Source organism: Brevibacterium sp., from assembly GCF_022712115.1.
Lineage (GTDB): Bacteria > Actinomycetota > Actinomycetes > Actinomycetales > Brevibacteriaceae > Brevibacterium > Brevibacterium salitolerans.
In genome coordinates, this window is sequence record NZ_JALAHB010000155.1 from 1 (window position 1) to 15767 (window position 15767).

Below are 15767 nucleotides of genomic sequence, written 5' to 3' on the forward strand. Positions count from 1 at the left end.
CGGAGCTCGCCGCACCGCTGGCCGCGCCGCGGCCGCTGTTCGGCGAGGGATCCGGTGATGACGCGGTGACGCACAGCCTCGAGCGGCTCCAGGGGCTCTTCGGCCCGGACGCGGTGCGCGTGCCCGTGCTGCAGGGCGGACGCGATCCCGAGGAGACGGACCTCTGGACGCCCTGGCAGCAGCGCCCGCAGCCCCTGCGCGATCCGGCCGCGGCCTGGCCGGGAGCCGTCCCCCGTCCGCATCCCACCCGTGTGCTCCGCACGCCCGTGGAGCTGCTCGACGCCCGCGGCCGTGACGTCGTCGCCCGCCCGTCCGGACTGGACAGTGCCCCGGAGCTGCTGCGCATCCCCGGGGTGGGCGCACGGCGGGTGGTGGGCCACTCCGAGGTCTGGGCGGCGGAGATCGCCTGGCCGGAGCCTGTGGAGCGCCGCTACCTCAGCAGGCTGCAGGTGCTCTGCGAGGACGGCAGCGCCTACCTCCTCGCGCGGGAGCACGGCCGGTGGCGGCTGCGGGGGGAATACGCATGAACGGGGGAGAGCACGCATGAACGCACGCACACCCTGGTCCGAGCTCTCACACGCGCTGGCCTCCTGGGGTGAGGCGGACCGGAGCGAAGCGAACGGCTCGGACGCACCGGCGTTCTCCCGGCCGGACCGCTACGCGGGCAGGGAGCCCGAGGCCGCTGGGGAGTCCGCTCCCGAGGCCTCACCCCCTGCGCGCGGCGGCCTCCTGGGGCTGGGCTCGGTCCCCGGCCTCGCCCGGCTGCGCGCGGCACGAGACGCGGAGGCGGCCGGTGCGGAGCCGGGCGGCGAGGAGACCCGCTCCGCGCGCCCGTCCGCGCCGCGCTCCCATCCCGCACCGCTGCCCGCCCGCGCGCCCTATGCGGAGCTCCACGTCCACTCGGACTTCAGCTTCCTCGACGGCGCCTCGGACCCGGAGGAGCTGGTGGAGACCGCGGCCGCGGCAGGGCTCACCGGCATCGCGCTCACGGACCACAACGGCCTCTACGGGGCACCGCGGTTCGCCGCGGCGGCCGCGGCACACGGCATCGCCACCGTGTTCGGCGCGGAGCTCTCCCTCGGCCTCACCGCGCGCATCCCCGGGCAGGTCGACCCCGCCGCGGAGCACCTGCTCGTCCTCGCCCGCGGGGTGGACGGCTATCGCAGCCTGTCCGCCGCACTCACACGGGCCCACCTCGCGGGGGAGAAGAACCGGCCGGTGTTCGACCGGGAGGCGCTGCTGGCCCATACGCGCGAGTCCGGGCAGTGGCAGCTGCTCACGGGCTGCCGCAAGGGCGCACTGGGCCGGGCGCTGACGGACCCGCACGACCCGGACGGCGGCCTCAGCGTCCTCCGCCGCCTCCGCGACGCGGCGGGCCCGGACAACCTCGTCGTGGAGCTCACCCACGCGGGGCTACCCGGCGACGACAGGCGCATCCGCCACCTCGAGGAGCTCGCCGCACGTGCGCAGCTGCCGACCGTCGCCACCAACGCGGTGCACTACGCCACCCGCGCGCGGTTCCGGGACGCCGCCGTCCGCGCGGCCGTGCGCGCCCGCCGGCCGCTGGCGGAGATGACCGGCTGGCTCCCGCCCACGGCGGCCGCACGCATCCGCTCCGGCGAGGAGATGCTCGCCCGCTTCCCCCGCATCAGCGTGCAGAACGCCGCCGCGCTCGCCGCCGAGACCGCCTTCAGCCTCCGGCTCGCCGCGCCCGGCCTGCCCCATGCGCCCATCCCCGAGGAGAAGGCGGCCGCGGGCGTGACGGAGGCCCAGCACCTGCGCGACCTCGTGGAGGAGGGCACGCTCCGCCGCTACGGCACGCGCAGTGAGCGCCCGGACGCCTGGGCGCAGATCGAGGAGGAGCTGGACCTCATCGAGCGGATGGGGTTCTGCGGGTACTTCCTCATCGTCCACCACATCACGGAGTTCTGCCGCAGGGAGGACATCTACTGCCAGGGGCGGGGCTCCGCGGCGAACTCCGCCGTGTGCTTCGTCCTGGGGATCACCGCGGTGGACGCGGTGGAGTACACCCTGGTCTTCGAACGCTTCCTCACCCCGGAGCGCGAGGGCTACCCGGACATCGACATCGACATCGAGTCCGGCCGCAGGGAGGAGGTCATCCAGCACGTCTACGAGTTCTACGGCCGCGACCGCGCCGCACAGGTGGCCAATGTCATCACCTACCGCGCCAGGTCCGCCGTGCGGGACGCCGCGGCCGCCCTGGGCTACGAGCCGGGCCAGCAGGACGCCTTCTCCAAGGGGATGGACCGCTGGCGGAGCCTGCCGGAGCCGGAGGAGACGGAGATCCCGCTCACCGTCCTCGAATACGCCCGCGATCTGCTGAACACGCCCCGGCACATGGGCATCCACTCCGGCGGGATGATCCTCGCGGACCGGCCCATCGGGGAGGTGGTGCCCATCGAACCGGCGACCATGCCGGACCGCACCGTCGTCCAGTGGGACAAGGACGACTGCGCGGAGATGGGCCTGGTGAAGTTCGACCTGCTGGGGCTGGGCATGCTCACGGCCCTCCACGAGATGCTCGACCTCGTGGCCGCGCACACGGGCGAGCGCATCGACCGCGCGGAGATCCCGCCGGACGATCCCGCCACCTACGCCATGCTGCGCCGCGGCGACGCCGTGGGCGTCTTCCAGGTGGAGTCCCGCGCGCAGATCGCCACGCTGCCCAGGCTGGGGCCGGAGGAGTTCTACGATCTCGTCGTCCAGGTGGCCCTCATCCGCCCCGGGCCCATCCAGGGCGGCTCCGTCCACCCCTACATCCGCCGCAGCCGGGGTGACGAGACGCCCGTCTACCTCCACCAGCTGCTGGAGAACAGCATCGAACGGACCCTGGGCGTGCCGCTGTTCCAGGAGCAGCTCATGCAGATGTCGATGGACGTGGGCGGCTTCACCGGCCGGGACGCGGACGAGCTGCGCCGCGCGATGGGCGCCAAGCGCTCCGAGGCGGCGATGGCCCGGCTGGGCGACCGGTTCCTCGCCGGCGCGGCCCAGCGGGGTGTGCCGGCGGACGTCGCGGAGGAGATCTTCCGCAAGATCGCCGCCTTCGCGGACTACGGCTTCCCGGAGTCCCACGCCATGAGCTTCGCCAACCTCGTCTACCACTCCGCCTGGCTCAAGCGGCACCACCACGCCGCCTTCACCGCGGGCCTGCTGCGCGCCCAGCCCATGGGCTTCTACTCGCCGCAGTCCCTGCTGGCCGACGCCCGCCGCCACGGGGTGAGGGTCCTGCCGGTGTGCGTCAACCGGTCCGGGGCGCGGGCGGACCTGGAGCGGGATCCGGATTCCGAGGGCGGTTTCGCGATCCGGCTGGGCCTGGACTCCGTGCGCGGGCTGGGGAAGGAGGCCGCCGAGGCCGTGGTGGAGGTCCGCGGGGAGGATGAGTTCTCCTCCGCCGGGGATCTCGCCCAGCGCACGGGTCTGGGGAAGGCCGCCCTGGAGGGACTCGCGACGGCGGGCGCGCTGAGCTGCTTCGGCCTCGACCGCAGACGGGCGCTGTGGGTGGCGGGCGGGCAGGCCGGGGCCTCACCCGCGACCCTGCCCGGCACCTCGGGCCCGGTCTCCGCACCCGTCCTGCCCGACATGGACGCCTTCGAGGACACCCTCGCCCAGCTCTGGGCCACCGGGGTGACGGTGGACGGCTATCCCACCGAGGTGCTGCGGGAGCAGCTCACCGCCCGCGGCTACGGCTCCACGGCGGACGCGCTCGCCGCCGAGCCCCGCACCCGGGTGACGATCGCCGGGATCGTCACCCACCGCCAGCGCCCGGCCACGGCGGAGGGCCTGACCTTCTTCAACCTCGAGGATGAGGCGGGGATGCTCAACGTGGTGTGCACGGCCGGTCTGCTGCGCCGCTACCGGCGGATCGCACTGACGAAGAACGTCCTCGCCGTCACCGGGATCATCCAGCGTGCGGAGACGGCGGAGAGCACGGACGCCGTCGTGGTGAGCCTCTACGCGGACCGGCTCACGCCCATCCGGACGCAGCTGAACGTCCGCTCCCGTGACTTCCGGTAGCCGCGACGTCCAGCAGCGCACATGACGACAGATGACACCCCGAGCCCGTCCGGTCACGCGGAGGACCACCATGGTGCCATGACAGCCTTCGAGACGCTTCAGATCCACGCGGGCCAGGAGCCGGACGCGCAGACCGGGGCCCGGGCCCTGCCCATCTACCAGACCACCTCCTTCGTCTTCGACAGCCAGAAGACCGCCGCGGACCGCTTCGCGCTCGCAGAGCTGGGTCCCATCTACACGCGTCTCGGCAACCCCACGCATGAGACGGTGGAAGCGCGCCTCGCGGCGCTGGAGGGCGGCGTGGGCGCCGTGCTGCTGGCCTCCGGGCAGTCCGCGGAGTTCCTCGCGATCGCCAACATCGCCGGTGCAGGCGACCACATCGTCGCGAGCGCCAGCCTCTACGGCGGCACCTACAACCTGCTGGACGTGACCCTGCGCAAGCTGGGCATCGAGACGACGTTCGTCACGGACGCCGCGAACCCGCAGGCGTGGAAGGACGCGATCCGGGACAACACGAAGGCGCTGTTCGGCGAGACCATCGCCAACCCGCGCTCGGAGGTCCTCGACATCGCCGCCGTCGCCGCCGTGGCGCACGAGGCCGGTGTCCCGCTCATCGTGGACAACACCATCGCCACCCCCTACCTGCTGCGGCCCATCGAGCACGGCGCGGACGTCGTCATCCACTCGGCCACGAAGTTCCTGGGCGGGCACGGCACCTCCATCGCCGGCGTCGTCGTGGATGCCGGCAGCTTCGACTACGGCCGGTACCCGGAGCGCTTCCCCGGCTTCAACCAGCCGGACGCCTCCTACAACGGCCTCGTCTACGCGCGTGATCTGGGCGCGGACTCGCCGTTCGGCGCCAACGTCTCCTATCACCTCAAGCTGCGCGTGCAGCTGCTGCGCGACCTGGGTCCGGCGGCCTCGCCGTTCAACGCCTTCCTCATCGCCCAGGGCGTCGAGACGCTGAGCCTGCGCATGGAGCGCCACGTGGAGAACACGCAGAAGGTGCTCGCGTTCCTCGACGGGCACCCGCAGGTCGAGTCGATCCAGTACGCCGGGCACCCCTCCAGCCCGTCGTACGCACTCGCGCAGAAGTACACGCCCAAGGGGCCGGGCTCCGTGCTCGGCTTCACGCTCGCCGGCGGTTACGAGGCGGCGGTGAGGTTCGTCGACGCGCTCCGGCTGCACTCCTACGTGGCGAACATCGGCGACGTCCGCTCGCTGGCCATCCACCCGGCCTCGACCACGCACTCCCAGCTCTCCGAGGAGGCACAGCTCGCCGCGGGCGCCGGGCCCGCCTTCGTGCGCCTGGCGGTGGGCCTCGAGGGCATCGACGACATCCTCGCGGACCTGGAGCTCGGCTTCGCCGCGGCGAAGACTGCATGACGGCGATCATGCCTCCCACGGCGGTGGTGGCCGGCCACGCGCAGCACAGCGCAGCGCTGGGCGCGCTGCGGCTGGAGAGCGGCGAGGTCCTGGACGAGGTCACGCTCGCCTACGACACCTACGGCACGCTCGCACCCGGCGGGGACAACGCCGTGCTCGTCGAGCACGCCCTCACGGGGGACTCCCACGCGCACGAGTGGTGGCCGGGGCTCATCGGTCCGGGGCTCCCGCTGGACACCGATCGGTTCTTCGTCGTGTGCGCCAATGTGCTGGGAGGCTGCAGCGGGTCGACCGGCCCCACCAGCCTCGCACCGGACGGCTCGCCCTTCGGCGACCGCTTCCCGCACATCACGATCCGCGACACTGTGGCCGCGGAGCTGTGCCTGGCGGACCGGCTGGGCATCGACCGCTGGTATGCGGTCCTCGGGGGTTCGATGGGCGGGGCTCGGGCGCTCGAGACCGCGCTCATGGCACCGGAGCGGGTGGCGCGCACCGGGGTCGTCGCGGCCCCGGCCCACTCCGAGGCCGACCAGATCGCCTGGGGCCACATCCAGCTCCAGGCGATCCGGGCGGACCCGGTGGCCGGCCTCGGCATCGCGCGCCAGATCGCCCACCTCACGTACCGCGCGGATGCGGAGCTCAACCACAGGTTCGGTGCCCGGCAACAGGCGACCTCGGCGCCGGCGGAGCACGTGGGGGAGCGGTACTACTCCATCCAGAGCTACCTGGACCACCAGGCGGCCAAGCTGCAGCGCCGGTTCGACGCCGGCTCCTACGCGGTGCTCACGCAGGCCCTCATGGACCACGACGTCCGCCGGGGCCGTAGCCAGGATCTGCGCACCGCACTCGCCGGCGCCGGCGGGGAGTTCCTCGTCGCGGCGGTGAGTTCGGACCGTCTCTACACCCCGGAGCACGTGCGGCAGCTGGCCGAGGCCCTGCCCGGGGACGTGCCGTGCCGCATGATCCCCAGCTGGGCCGGCCCCGACGGCTTCCTCACGGAGGTGGAGCAGATCGGCGCGCTCTTCCGGGAGTTCCTGGCCGAGTAGTTGCGGAGCATGGACCTCGGCTCTTTGCACCGCCCACACCCCGAATCCTTGCAGCCGCCCACGCATAAGTGGGCGGCTGCGGGCATGTGCGGTGTGTGACGGAGTGGCTCAGCCGCGCTTCTCGGCGCGGCGGCGCAGCTCCTTCTCGTCGACCGGCCAGTCCGCCTGGGCGCGTGCCCGCCGGTAGTACTCCCGGGCCTCGGCCTGCCGGATGCTCTCCGCGTCCTCGGCGATGGGAGCCCGGCGCTGCTGAGGACCGTAGCCGAACGCGGCGACGAGCTCCTGGGCGTCCGCGGCGAGCTTGGCGCACAGCCGGTTGACGGTCTCGTCGATGAGCCGGGCGCGGGCCATCGGCATGCGCCCGTACATGAGGTGCCAGGACAGGTGCCGCTGGATGAGCGTGAGGCCGTAGAGGTCGCGGATGCGGCGCAGGGCCTTCGCCTCCGCCGGAGCGCGCCCAGCGTCCTCGAGCCGGTGCATCTCCGCATTGAGGCTGCGCCACTTCAGCAGCTCCACGTAGGCGATCGCGGCCTCCACGAGTTCGTTCTGGTGGCGGTTGAACAGGGCCGCACCGTCAGCTGTGCTCATCTTCGCCGCCGGGCGCAACGCCTGAGCGAGGCCCGCGACCATCGTCTCCACGCGGTCGGCCAGCAGCGCCTCCTGCACCTTGCCGGAGCGGATCCTCTTCTCCTTCACCGGCGCGGTGACGAGGTCGCCGATGGCCCGGCCCACGTTCGCCAGACCCGTGCGGTAGAGCGTGTGCTCCGCGGCCTGGGCGCCCAGGAAGCGGGCGGCTCCACCGAAGTCGATGTCCTTGAACTCCGCGGCGTAGTCCTGCAGGAGGCGCTTGCCCACCAGCTGCAGGAGGACGGTGTTGTCGCCCTCGAACGTGGCGTAGACGTCGAGGTCCGCGTGCAGCCCCACGAGCCGGTTCTCCGCCATGAAGCCCGCGCCGCCGCAGGCCTCGCGGCACTCCTGGATCGTGTCCAGCGCGGCGCGGGTGCTCAGCGCCTTGAAGCCGGCGGCCTGGGTCTCGAGCACCTGCCGGGCCTCATCGGAGTCGTCCTCGCCGGAGAACACCGCCTCGAAGGAGTGCAGCAGGGTCTCGTGGGCGAGGCCGTGGGCGTACGCCTCCGCCAGCAGAGGCATGAGCCGCCGCTGGTGGCGCTGGTACTCCAGCAGCCGGGTCTCCTCCACGGGCGAGGCCGAGGCGAACTGGCGGCGCTGGCCGGCATAGCGCACCGCGATGTCGAGGGCGAGCTTCTGTGCCACGACCGCCGCGCCGTCGAGGGAGACGCGCCCTTGGACCAGCGTGCCCAGCATGGTGAAGAAGCGGCGGCCGGGGGACTCGATGGGGGAGGAGTACTCGCCGTCGGCCGCGACCGCGCCGTAGCGGGTGAGCAGGTTCTCGCGCGGCACGCGCACGGCGTCGAAGGCGAGGCGGCCGTTGTCCACGCCCAGCAGTCCGCCCTTCTTGCCGTCGTCCTCGACCGTGACGCCGGGCAGCGGGGTGCCGTCCTCATCGCGGATCGGCACGACGAGGGCATGCACGCCGTGGTTCACGCCGCGGGTGACGAGCTGGGCGAAGACCACGGCGGCGCGGCCGTCACGGGCGGCATTGCCGATGTACTCCTTCGTCGCCGCGCGGAAGGGGGTGTGGAGTGAGAACTCACCGGTCTCCGGCTCGTACGTCGCAGTGGTGCCCAGCTCCGCGACGTCCGAGCCGTGACCGATCTCCGTCATCGCGAAGCAGCCCAGCAGACGGCCGGAGACGGCGTCGTCGAGCCACTTCGCGTGCTGCTCCTCGTTGCCCAGGTGCTGGATGGCGCCGGCGAAGAGCCCGAACTGCACGCCGGCCTTGATCTGCAGGCTGGGCGAGGCGGTGACGAACTCCTCGAACCCGGCGACGTACTCGGCGTGCGTGTTCCGCCCGCCCATCGACTCCGGCAGCGGCAGCCGGGTGAGGCCGGAATCGCTCACCAGGCTCACGGCGGCGGTCGTGGCCGCCCGCAGCTCCTCCAGGGTGCCCTCCGCGGGCAGATGGGCGCGCGGGTCGGCTGCGGTCTCACGGCCTCGGCGGCGGGCGGCGGCCCAGGTGCCGTCGAGCACCGCGCCCAGCACGGCGGGGTCCAGTGCGTTCGTCTCCACTCTGCGTCCTTCCATCGGGGTGTCCTCTCGGGTGTCTGTGGTCAGTCGGGTGTGCGCGGACGTGAGGCCCAGAGCCAGTCGGCGAGCTGCGCCGTGAAGTCCTCCGGGTCCGTGGGGGCGTCCAGCCAGGCGGCCGTGCAGCTGCGGACGAAGCCCACGGCGCCCTGGGCCCACATCCGCCCCTCTGCGTCCGTCAGGCCCATGCGCGCGCAGAGCAGCGACGCCACGTCGGTGTGGAGCGCGCCGCTGCCGGTGTCCGGGGTGAGCGCGGAGTCGCAGAAGCGGTAGACGCCGGGGGAGCGCAGGCCCAGGCCCACGAGCGCGGCGATCATCGATCGCAGGCTGCGATAGGGGTCCGCCTCCGCCTGGCCGGCCTCGTCGATGGAGGTGCGGATGACACCGGTCGCCCAGTCCGCCATCGCACGCGTGAGCCCGTTCCTGTCGCCGAAGTACCGGTAGAACACCGTCTTCGAGGTGCCCGTCGTCTCCGCGAGGGCGTCCATCGAGAGGGACTCGCCGTGCGCGTCGATGGCCTTCCGCACGGAGCGCAGCAGCTCCCGTCTGCGGGTGCGCCGGTGGGCGTCCCACCGGGAGCTGCGCCCGTCGAGGGTGTCCTGTTTCATGTGACTGACGGTATCAGGTACTCTCGGTACCGGTGAAACCGCTCACAGAGTCCACACTCCAGGCCTCCAAGGGAGAGAACATGACGACGACCCAGCCCCAGCACATCCGCCGCGCGGCGATCCTGGGCGGCAACCGCATCCCGTTCGCCCGCGCCCACAAGGAGTACGCGCGGGCCTCGAACCAGGACATGCTCACCAGCGCCCTCGACGGGCTCGTCGCCCGGTTCGGCCTCGCCGGCGAGAGACTGGGCGAGGTCGCCGGCGGTGCGGTGCTCAAGCACTCCAAGGACCTCAACCTCACGCGCGAGGCGGTGCTCGGCTCGGCGCTCGCCCCCACCACGCCGGCCTTCGACCTCGGCCAGGCCTGCGCCACCGGCCTGGAATCCGTCGTGACGATCGCGCAGAAGATCCGCCTGGGCCAGATCGAGTCCGGGATCGGAGCGGGGGCGGACTCGGCCTCGGACGCCCCCATCGCGGTGAGCGAGGAGCTCCGCCAGGTCCTCCTCGAGATCAACCGGACGAAGACCATCTCCCAGCGCCTCAAGGCGATCGCGCGCCTGCGCCCCTTCGATCTGGCCCCGCAGGCCCCGTCCAACGGCGAGGCGCGCACCGGCAAGTCGATGGGCGAGCACCAGGCGCTCACCACCGCGGAGTGGGGCATCACCCGCGAGGACCAGGACGCGCTCGCGCTCGCCTCCCACCGCAACTTCGCCGCCGCCTGGGACCGCGGCTTCTTCGACGACCTCGTCACCCCGTACCTGGGCGTCACCCGCGACACCAACCTGCGCCCGGACTCCACACCGGAGTCCCTGGCGAAGCTCTCACCGGTGTTCGGACGTGAGCTGCGTGCGGAGCCCACGATGACGGCCGGCAACTCGACCCCGCTCACGGACGGGGCCTCGGCGGTCCTGCTCGCCAGTGAGGACTGGGCGGCAGAGCACGGCCTCACGCCGCTGGCCTACCTCACGGATGCGGAGGCGGCCGCCGTGGACTTCGTGGACGGCGAGGAGGGCCTGCTCATGGCGCCGGCCTACGCGGTGCCGCGGCTGCTGGAGCGCAACGGCCTCACCTTCGCGGACATCGACGTGTTCGAGATCCACGAGGCCTTCGCCTCCACCGTGCTCTGCCACCTCGCGGCCTGGGAGAGCGAGGAGTTCTGCAGGGAGAAGCTGGGCCTGCCGGGCGCACTGGGCCGCATCGACCGTGCGAAGCTCAACCCGAACGGCTCCTCGCTGGCCGCCGGACACCCGTTCGCGGCCACGGGAGGCCGCATCGTCGCCTCCGTCGCCAAGCACCTCCACGAGACGGGCCAGCAGCGCGCCCTCGTCTCCATCTGCGCCGCCGGCGGCCAGGGTCTCACCGCGATCATCGAAGCCTGAGCACGCACACATCCACGTCTGGCACTCATGAAGTCTGGAAGGGAACCCCTCATGGCCGACTCTCACCCCCACGACCGGTACACGGAGCTCGCGAACGGGCCGCTCAAGCTCCTCGTGAAGAAGCTGGGCCTGCCCGCTCCCGTGCCGCTGCGGCGCATGGCCGACGGCGCCTATCTCTCAGAGCCCGTCCTCGTGCTCGGGCCCTCTGCGGCGGCGGACGCCTACGCGCAGCTGCTCCTCGACAACGGCTTCGACGTCCGGCGCACCCCCACCTCGGAGAAGCTGCAGGCGGTGCTCGCCTTCCTCGACGAGGCGGCGGCACCCGGCGACCTCTCCGGCACCGCGCTCGAGGTGGGCGGAGCGCTGCGCAGCCTCACGAGGTGCTCCCGCGTCATCACCTTCTCCCGCATGCCCGGCACCGCGGCACACCCCTCGACGGAGATCGACCCCGCACTCGCGGCCGCTCGCAACGGCGTCACGGGCCTCACCCGCTCACTGGCCCACGAGATGCGCGCAGGCGGGACCGCCAACGGCATCGTCGTGGCCGATGGCGTGCCGATGGACGCCCCCAGCGCACGCGCCGCGCTGTGGTTCCTGCTCTCGTCCAAGTCCGCCTACGTCTCCGGTCAGTTCCTCGAGGTGGGCACCGAGGCCGGTGCAGACGTGACCGCGCAGGAGTTCGCGGGCCGCACCCTCGCCGGGCGCACCGCCGTGGTCACCGGGGCCGCGCGGGGGATCGGCGCGGCGATCGCCGCCACCCTGGCCCGCGAGGGCGCGCACGTGCACGGCGTGGACGTCCCGCAGGCCGGTGACGCCCTCGCGAAGACGATGAACGCGGTGGGCGGCCGGGCGCTCCAGCTCGACATCACGGACCCGGAGGCCGGCAGCGCCATCGCCGCCCACGTGGGCGGGCCCGTCGATCTCCTCGTCAACAACGCCGGCATCACCCGCGACAGGATGCTCGCGAACATGGACGCCGGCCGCTGGGACTCCGTGCTCGGCGTCAACATCGAGGCGCAGCTGCGGCTGGGCGCCGGGCTCACCGAGGCGGGCGCCTGGGGGATGACCCCGCACGTCGTCTCGCTGGCCTCGATCTCCGGGATCGCCGGCAACCGCGGGCAGACCAACTACTCCGCATCCAAGGCGGGCGTCATCGGGATGACCGCGGCCTCGGCGGCGCAGTTCGCCCGGCTGGGCGGCTCCGTCAACGCGGTGGCTCCGGGGTTCATCGAGACGGAGATGACGAAGAAGGTCCCCGTGCTCACCCGCGAGCTGGGGCGCCGCATCTCGAGCCTGCAGCAGGGCGGTCTGCCCCAGGACGTCGCGGAGGCCATCGCGTTCCTCGGCTCCGACGCGGCGACCGGCATCAACGGCTCCACGCTGCGCGTGTGCGGCCAGAACATGATGGGGGCCTGATGCTGAAGACCTATGCGAAGGGTGCCGCGCAGAGTGCACGCCTCCGCCTCCGGCCCGCGGCCGGCGGCGATCTCAGCCGTGTGGCCGGTGACGCCTCACCGCGCCGGGTCCGGGAGTTCACCGCGGAGGCGCAGAAGGTGGCGGAGTTCTGCCGCGTGGTGCACGAGCCGGTGGCCGATGCCGTCCCCGTCACCTATCTGCACGCAGAGGCGTTCGAGGAGTCGATGGAGCTCATGAGCGCACGGGAGTTCCCGCTGCCGCTCGTCGGCATGGTCCATCTGGCGAACACCGTCACGCAGCACGAGCCCGTGCGAGTGGGGGAGGCGGTCCGTGCGACCGTCTGGATCGAGGAGATCCGCGCCCACGCCAAGGGGACCGAGGTGGTCGTCGCAACCCGCTTCGAGGTGGCCGGCAGGCTGCGGGTGGAGGAGACCTCGACGATGCTCGCCAAGGGCGTGCACGTGCGCGGGGCCGCCGAGGCCGTGGTGCGCGAGCGCCGGGAGTTCACGCCCGGCACCCCCGTCCTGCAGTGGCGCTTCACCGGCGGCGATGCGTCCGCCTACGCGCGGGTGTCCGGCGACAGGAACCCCATCCACCTCAGCGGGGCGGCCGCCAAGGCTTTCGGCTTCCCCACGCGGATCGCCCACGGCATGTACACCGCCGCCCGTGCGCTCGCCGCGGCGCAGGTCCGCACCCGGCCGTTCACCTGGGAGGTGGAGTTCGCCTCGCCGGTGCTGCTGCCCGCGCGTGTGGACGTGGGAGTGCGCAGGGTGCGGGGCGAGGGCGAGCACGGCGCTGAGGTGCTCGAGACGGAGGTGCTCGAGACCGAGGTGTGGAGCCCGAAGAAGGGGAAGCTGCACATGCGCTCACGCCTGGAGCTGTCCTGAGGGCCCTCCCCGCAGATGCGGGTGAGAGGTCGCTCACAGAGCGGCCGCACCGGCTTTGACCTGCGAGGAAGCGCGTGTAGAGTTCTTTCCGTTGCCCGCGCGGGTGGCGGAATAGGTAGACGCGCTAGCTTGAGGTGCTAGTGTCCAATTTATCGGACGTGGGGGTTCAAGTCCCCCTCCGCGCACAGCTCGCAGAAGCGCCGCAGGGTCGCATGGATCCGGCGGCGCTTCTGCGATTCACGCTCCGCCGTTCCGGGGTGCACGGCAGGCACGCAAGCGGGGGCTCGGCGATTTGCGCTCTGCAGGAGCCGCTGTGTAAGGTTGCGATGTTGCCTGCGCGGGTGGCGGAATAGGTAGACGCGCTAGCTTGAGGTGCTAGTGTCCACATTATCGGACGTGGGGGTTCAAGTCCCCCTTCGCGCACAGACTGCGACATCGCACAGAGACGGTGCCGCACACAGAGAGGCCTTCGGCTCGGGAGACATTCCGGTCCGGAGGCCTTCCTTCATCCCGGCGGCCTCTCTGGGGCATGCCGCTCGTCACCGCAGGAGAGGAAGCCGTGCACTCCGTCCTCGTGGGTTCCGACTCCTCCGGTTCCGTCGTCCTCGTCGACCTCGACGGGGACGGAGTGCCCGGCCGCCGCGATCGGGTCTCCACGGCGGACCTTCCAGAGGCGATCGCCGCACGCGAGCGCACGGTGCGACCCCGCTGGGTGTGGAGCGACACCTCGGTGTGGTACCCACAGCTGCTCGCCGCGGGCGTGCGCGTGGACCGGTGCCACGACCTCCGCCTCTGCCACACGATCCTCTCCCGCACTGCGGCCGTGCGCCACCATGCGCCCCTGCGCGAGGATCCGCGCTGGGAGGCGCCCCCGGCCTCGGCCTCGGCGGCGGAGCCCGGCGACGGGGAGGCCCTCTTCGACTACACCGGCCCCGGCGGCACGGCGCGGGAGGTGCCCCACGATCTCGATTCCGCCCTCGCGGAGCATGCCCGGCACCTCACGGCACTCCGGGAGGCGGACGACCCCGCACGCGCACGTTCGCTGCGTCTCCTCCTCGCCGCGGAGTCCGCCGGCGGGCTCATCGCCGAGGAGCTGCGCGGCGCGGGCGTCCCGTGGGACGTGGATGAGCACGACCGGATCCTCACCGAGGCGCTGGGGCCGCGCCCACAGTTCGATGCGAAGCCCGCGCGCATGCAGGCGGTGGCCGAGGAGGTCCGCCGCGCCCTGGGCGATCCCCGCGCGGAGCTCGACTCGCCGGTGAAGCTCGTGAAGACGCTCCGGCGCGCCGGCATCGCGGTCTCCTCGACCTCGCAGTGGGAGCTCCAGCAACATGAGCACCCCGCCATCGGTCCGCTGCTGCACTACAAGAAGCTGGCGCGCCTCCTCACCGCCAACGGCTGGTCCTGGCTGGCCGCCTGGGTGCACGACGGCCGCTACCGCCCGGTCTACGTGCCCGGCGGCGTGGTGACGGGGAGATGGGCCTCGACCGGCGGGGGAGCGCTGCAGATCCCCCGGCAGCTGCGCCCGGCCCTGCGTGCCGACCCCGGCTGGAAGCTGGTCTCTGCGGACGTCGCGCAGCTGGAGCCGCGCGTCCTCGCGGCGATGGCCGGGGACCGGGCGATGGCCCAGGCCGCCGCGGGCGCGGATCTCTACTCCGGGATCGTGGCGACCGGTGCCGTGTCCTCGCGGGACGAGGCGAAGACCGCGGTTCTGGGCGCCATGTACGGCGGCACCACCGGCGCGAGCGGGGTGCTGGTCCCGCGTCTGCGTGGCGCGTTCCCCGCCGCGATGGGGCTCGTGGACCGTGCCGCGGCGCTGGGGGAGCGCGGCGACGTCGTGAGCACCTGGCTGGGCCGCACCTCGCCGGAGCTGCCGGAACCGGATGCGGAGGCGGACCCGGAGCGCGCCCGGCGCGTCTCCCGCGAGCACGGCCGGTTCACCCGCAACTTCGTCGTACAGGGCACGGCGGCCGAGTGGGCGCTCGCGTGGCTGGCGTTCCTGCGCACGCGACTGGCCGCCCTGCCGGAGGACGTCGAGGCACCGCCGGCCACGGCCTCGGGCCCGGTGTTCGCCCGGCGCGCACACCCCGTGTTCTTCCTCCACGACGAGGTCATCGTCCATGCTCCGGCCTCCCAGGCGGAGGCCGCCGCCGAGGCCGTGCGCGCAAGTGCGGTGGAGGCCGGCCGCCTCCTCTTCGGGAACGCGCCGGTGGACTTCCCCCTCGACCTGCGCATCTCCGAACGCGCGGACAAGGGCGCGGAGAAGGAGAGCCCTCGGGAGGGAGAGGTGTCCGTGTGATCGAGGGCATACTCTCCGAGGTTGTCGCTGCCGCGCCCGGCTGTGTACGCTCATCCGTGTTGCCCGCGCGGGTGGCGGAATAGGTAGACGCGCTAGCTTGAGGTGCTAGTGTCCAATTTATCGGACGTGGGGGTTCAAGTCCCCCTCCGCGCACAAGTCGCAGAAGCGCCGCAGGATCGCACAGATCCGGCGGCGCTTCCGCCATTCGCGACTGCCGATGCCGCGGGATACCCGCGCCCGGGGACATGTCAGATCCGCGTTGCTGCCGCAGCCCCCTATTCCGCCCGCGGCATCGGCCTGCCCCACAGGCGCATGTGCCAGCTGGGCGGGCGGCGGTCCGCCCAGTGCCGCTCCACCGCCTCCTCGTAGGCGCCCACGAGCGCCTCGGTGGAGGTCCGCCAGGAGCTGGCCTCGGCCTCCGCGCGTCCTCCTGCGGACAGGCGTGCGGCCAGCTGCGGGTCGTCGAGGACGCGCATCGCCTTCCGCGCCAGGTCGTCCGCGTCGTGCGGCTCGAACAGGAGACCGCCCACGCCGTCGCGCACCGCGAA

At 72.7% G+C, this 15767-nt stretch carries 9 protein-coding genes, 3 tRNA genes and 2 pseudogenes; 11 read left to right on the top strand and 3 right to left on the bottom strand.

Translation table 11 applies throughout. The features are described 5' to 3' along the window. The 4 genes and pseudogenes from Q0A33_RS08755 to Q0A33_RS08770 all read left to right on the top strand — a co-directional run. Positions 1-527, top strand: a pseudogene (locus tag Q0A33_RS08755) (DNA polymerase Y family protein); the annotation flags it as partial. A gap of 16 nt (positions 528-543) precedes the next feature. Further along, positions 544-4035: an error-prone DNA polymerase gene (locus tag Q0A33_RS08760; RefSeq protein ID WP_291795187.1), complete on the top strand. Its 3492-nt coding sequence runs from the start codon at positions 544-546 to the stop codon at positions 4033-4035. Between the two features lie 78 nt (positions 4036-4113). Continuing rightward, positions 4114-5421, top strand: coding sequence for a PLP-dependent transferase (locus Q0A33_RS08765; RefSeq protein ID WP_291795189.1), 1308 nt, complete (start codon positions 4114-4116; stop codon positions 5419-5421). Continuing rightward, positions 5418-6467, top strand: coding sequence for a homoserine O-acetyltransferase (locus Q0A33_RS08770; RefSeq protein WP_291795191.1), 1050 nt, complete (start codon positions 5418-5420; stop codon positions 6465-6467). Before Q0A33_RS08765 ends, Q0A33_RS08770 begins: the two co-directional genes overlap by 4 nt. A gap of 108 nt (positions 6468-6575) precedes the next feature. Here Q0A33_RS08770 and Q0A33_RS08775 read toward each other — a convergent pair whose 3' ends face one another. Both Q0A33_RS08775 and Q0A33_RS08780 read right to left on the bottom strand, forming a co-directional pair. Beyond that, positions 6576-8630, bottom strand: a complete 2055-nt coding sequence (locus Q0A33_RS08775; RefSeq protein ID WP_291795193.1) for an acyl-CoA dehydrogenase family protein — start codon at positions 8628-8630, stop codon at positions 6576-6578. A gap of 26 nt (positions 8631-8656) precedes the next feature. Continuing rightward, on the bottom strand, positions 8657-9238 hold the full coding sequence (locus tag Q0A33_RS08780) for a TetR/AcrR family transcriptional regulator (RefSeq protein ID WP_291795195.1): 582 nt from the start codon (positions 9236-9238) through the stop codon (positions 8657-8659). A gap of 80 nt (positions 9239-9318) precedes the next feature. Between Q0A33_RS08780 and Q0A33_RS08785 the strand changes: the two genes are divergently transcribed. The 7 genes from Q0A33_RS08785 (at position 9319) to Q0A33_RS08815 (ending at position 15372) form a co-directional block, all read left to right on the top strand. After that, positions 9319-10617: an acetyl-CoA C-acetyltransferase gene (locus Q0A33_RS08785; protein WP_291795196.1), complete on the top strand. Its 1299-nt coding sequence runs from the start codon at positions 9319-9321 to the stop codon at positions 10615-10617. Between the two features lie 51 nt (positions 10618-10668). Beyond that, on the top strand, positions 10669-12033 hold the full coding sequence (locus Q0A33_RS08790) for a 3-oxoacyl-ACP reductase (protein WP_291795198.1): 1365 nt from the start codon (positions 10669-10671) through the stop codon (positions 12031-12033). After that, a complete protein-coding gene (locus Q0A33_RS08795; RefSeq protein ID WP_291795200.1) occupies positions 12033-12920 on the top strand; it encodes a MaoC/PaaZ C-terminal domain-containing protein in 888 nt (295 codons plus the stop codon). Before Q0A33_RS08790 ends, Q0A33_RS08795 begins: the two co-directional genes overlap by 1 nt. Positions 12921-13017: 97 nt before the next feature. Then, a tRNA-Leu gene (locus Q0A33_RS08800) sits at positions 13018-13105 on the top strand. Between the two features lie 150 nt (positions 13106-13255). Beyond that, positions 13256-13343 (top strand) — tRNA-Leu (locus tag Q0A33_RS08805). Between the two features lie 106 nt (positions 13344-13449). After that, positions 13450-15219: a bifunctional 3'-5' exonuclease/DNA polymerase gene (locus tag Q0A33_RS08810; protein WP_291795202.1), complete on the top strand. Its 1770-nt coding sequence runs from the start codon at positions 13450-13452 to the stop codon at positions 15217-15219. A gap of 65 nt (positions 15220-15284) precedes the next feature. Continuing rightward, positions 15285-15372, top strand: a tRNA-Leu gene (locus Q0A33_RS08815). Between the two features lie 122 nt (positions 15373-15494). Here the strand turns inward: Q0A33_RS08815 and Q0A33_RS08820 are convergent. Next, a pseudogene (locus Q0A33_RS08820) lies at positions 15495-15767 on the bottom strand (glycosyltransferase family 1 protein); the annotation flags it as partial.

Coding starts and splice junctions, on each gene's coding strand:
- Q0A33_RS08810 (WP_291795202.1), top strand. CDS start 13,450: ATGCCGCTCGTCACCGCAGGAGAGGAAGCCGTGCACTCCGTCCTCGTG.
- Q0A33_RS08760 (WP_291795187.1), top strand. CDS start 544: ATGAACGCACGCACACCCTGGTCCGAGCTCTCACACGCGCTGGCCTCC.
- Q0A33_RS08770 (WP_291795191.1), top strand. CDS start 5,418: ATGACGGCGATCATGCCTCCCACGGCGGTGGTGGCCGGCCACGCGCAG.
- Q0A33_RS08780 (WP_291795195.1), bottom strand. CDS start 9,238: ATGAAACAGGACACCCTCGACGGGCGCAGCTCCCGGTGGGACGCCCAC.
- Q0A33_RS08765 (WP_291795189.1), top strand. CDS start 4,114: ATGACAGCCTTCGAGACGCTTCAGATCCACGCGGGCCAGGAGCCGGAC.
- Q0A33_RS08795 (WP_291795200.1), top strand. CDS start 12,033: ATGCTGAAGACCTATGCGAAGGGTGCCGCGCAGAGTGCACGCCTCCGC.
- Q0A33_RS08790 (WP_291795198.1), top strand. CDS start 10,669: ATGGCCGACTCTCACCCCCACGACCGGTACACGGAGCTCGCGAACGGG.
- Q0A33_RS08785 (WP_291795196.1), top strand. CDS start 9,319: ATGACGACGACCCAGCCCCAGCACATCCGCCGCGCGGCGATCCTGGGC.
- Q0A33_RS08775 (WP_291795193.1), bottom strand. CDS start 8,630: ATGGAAGGACGCAGAGTGGAGACGAACGCACTGGACCCCGCCGTGCTG.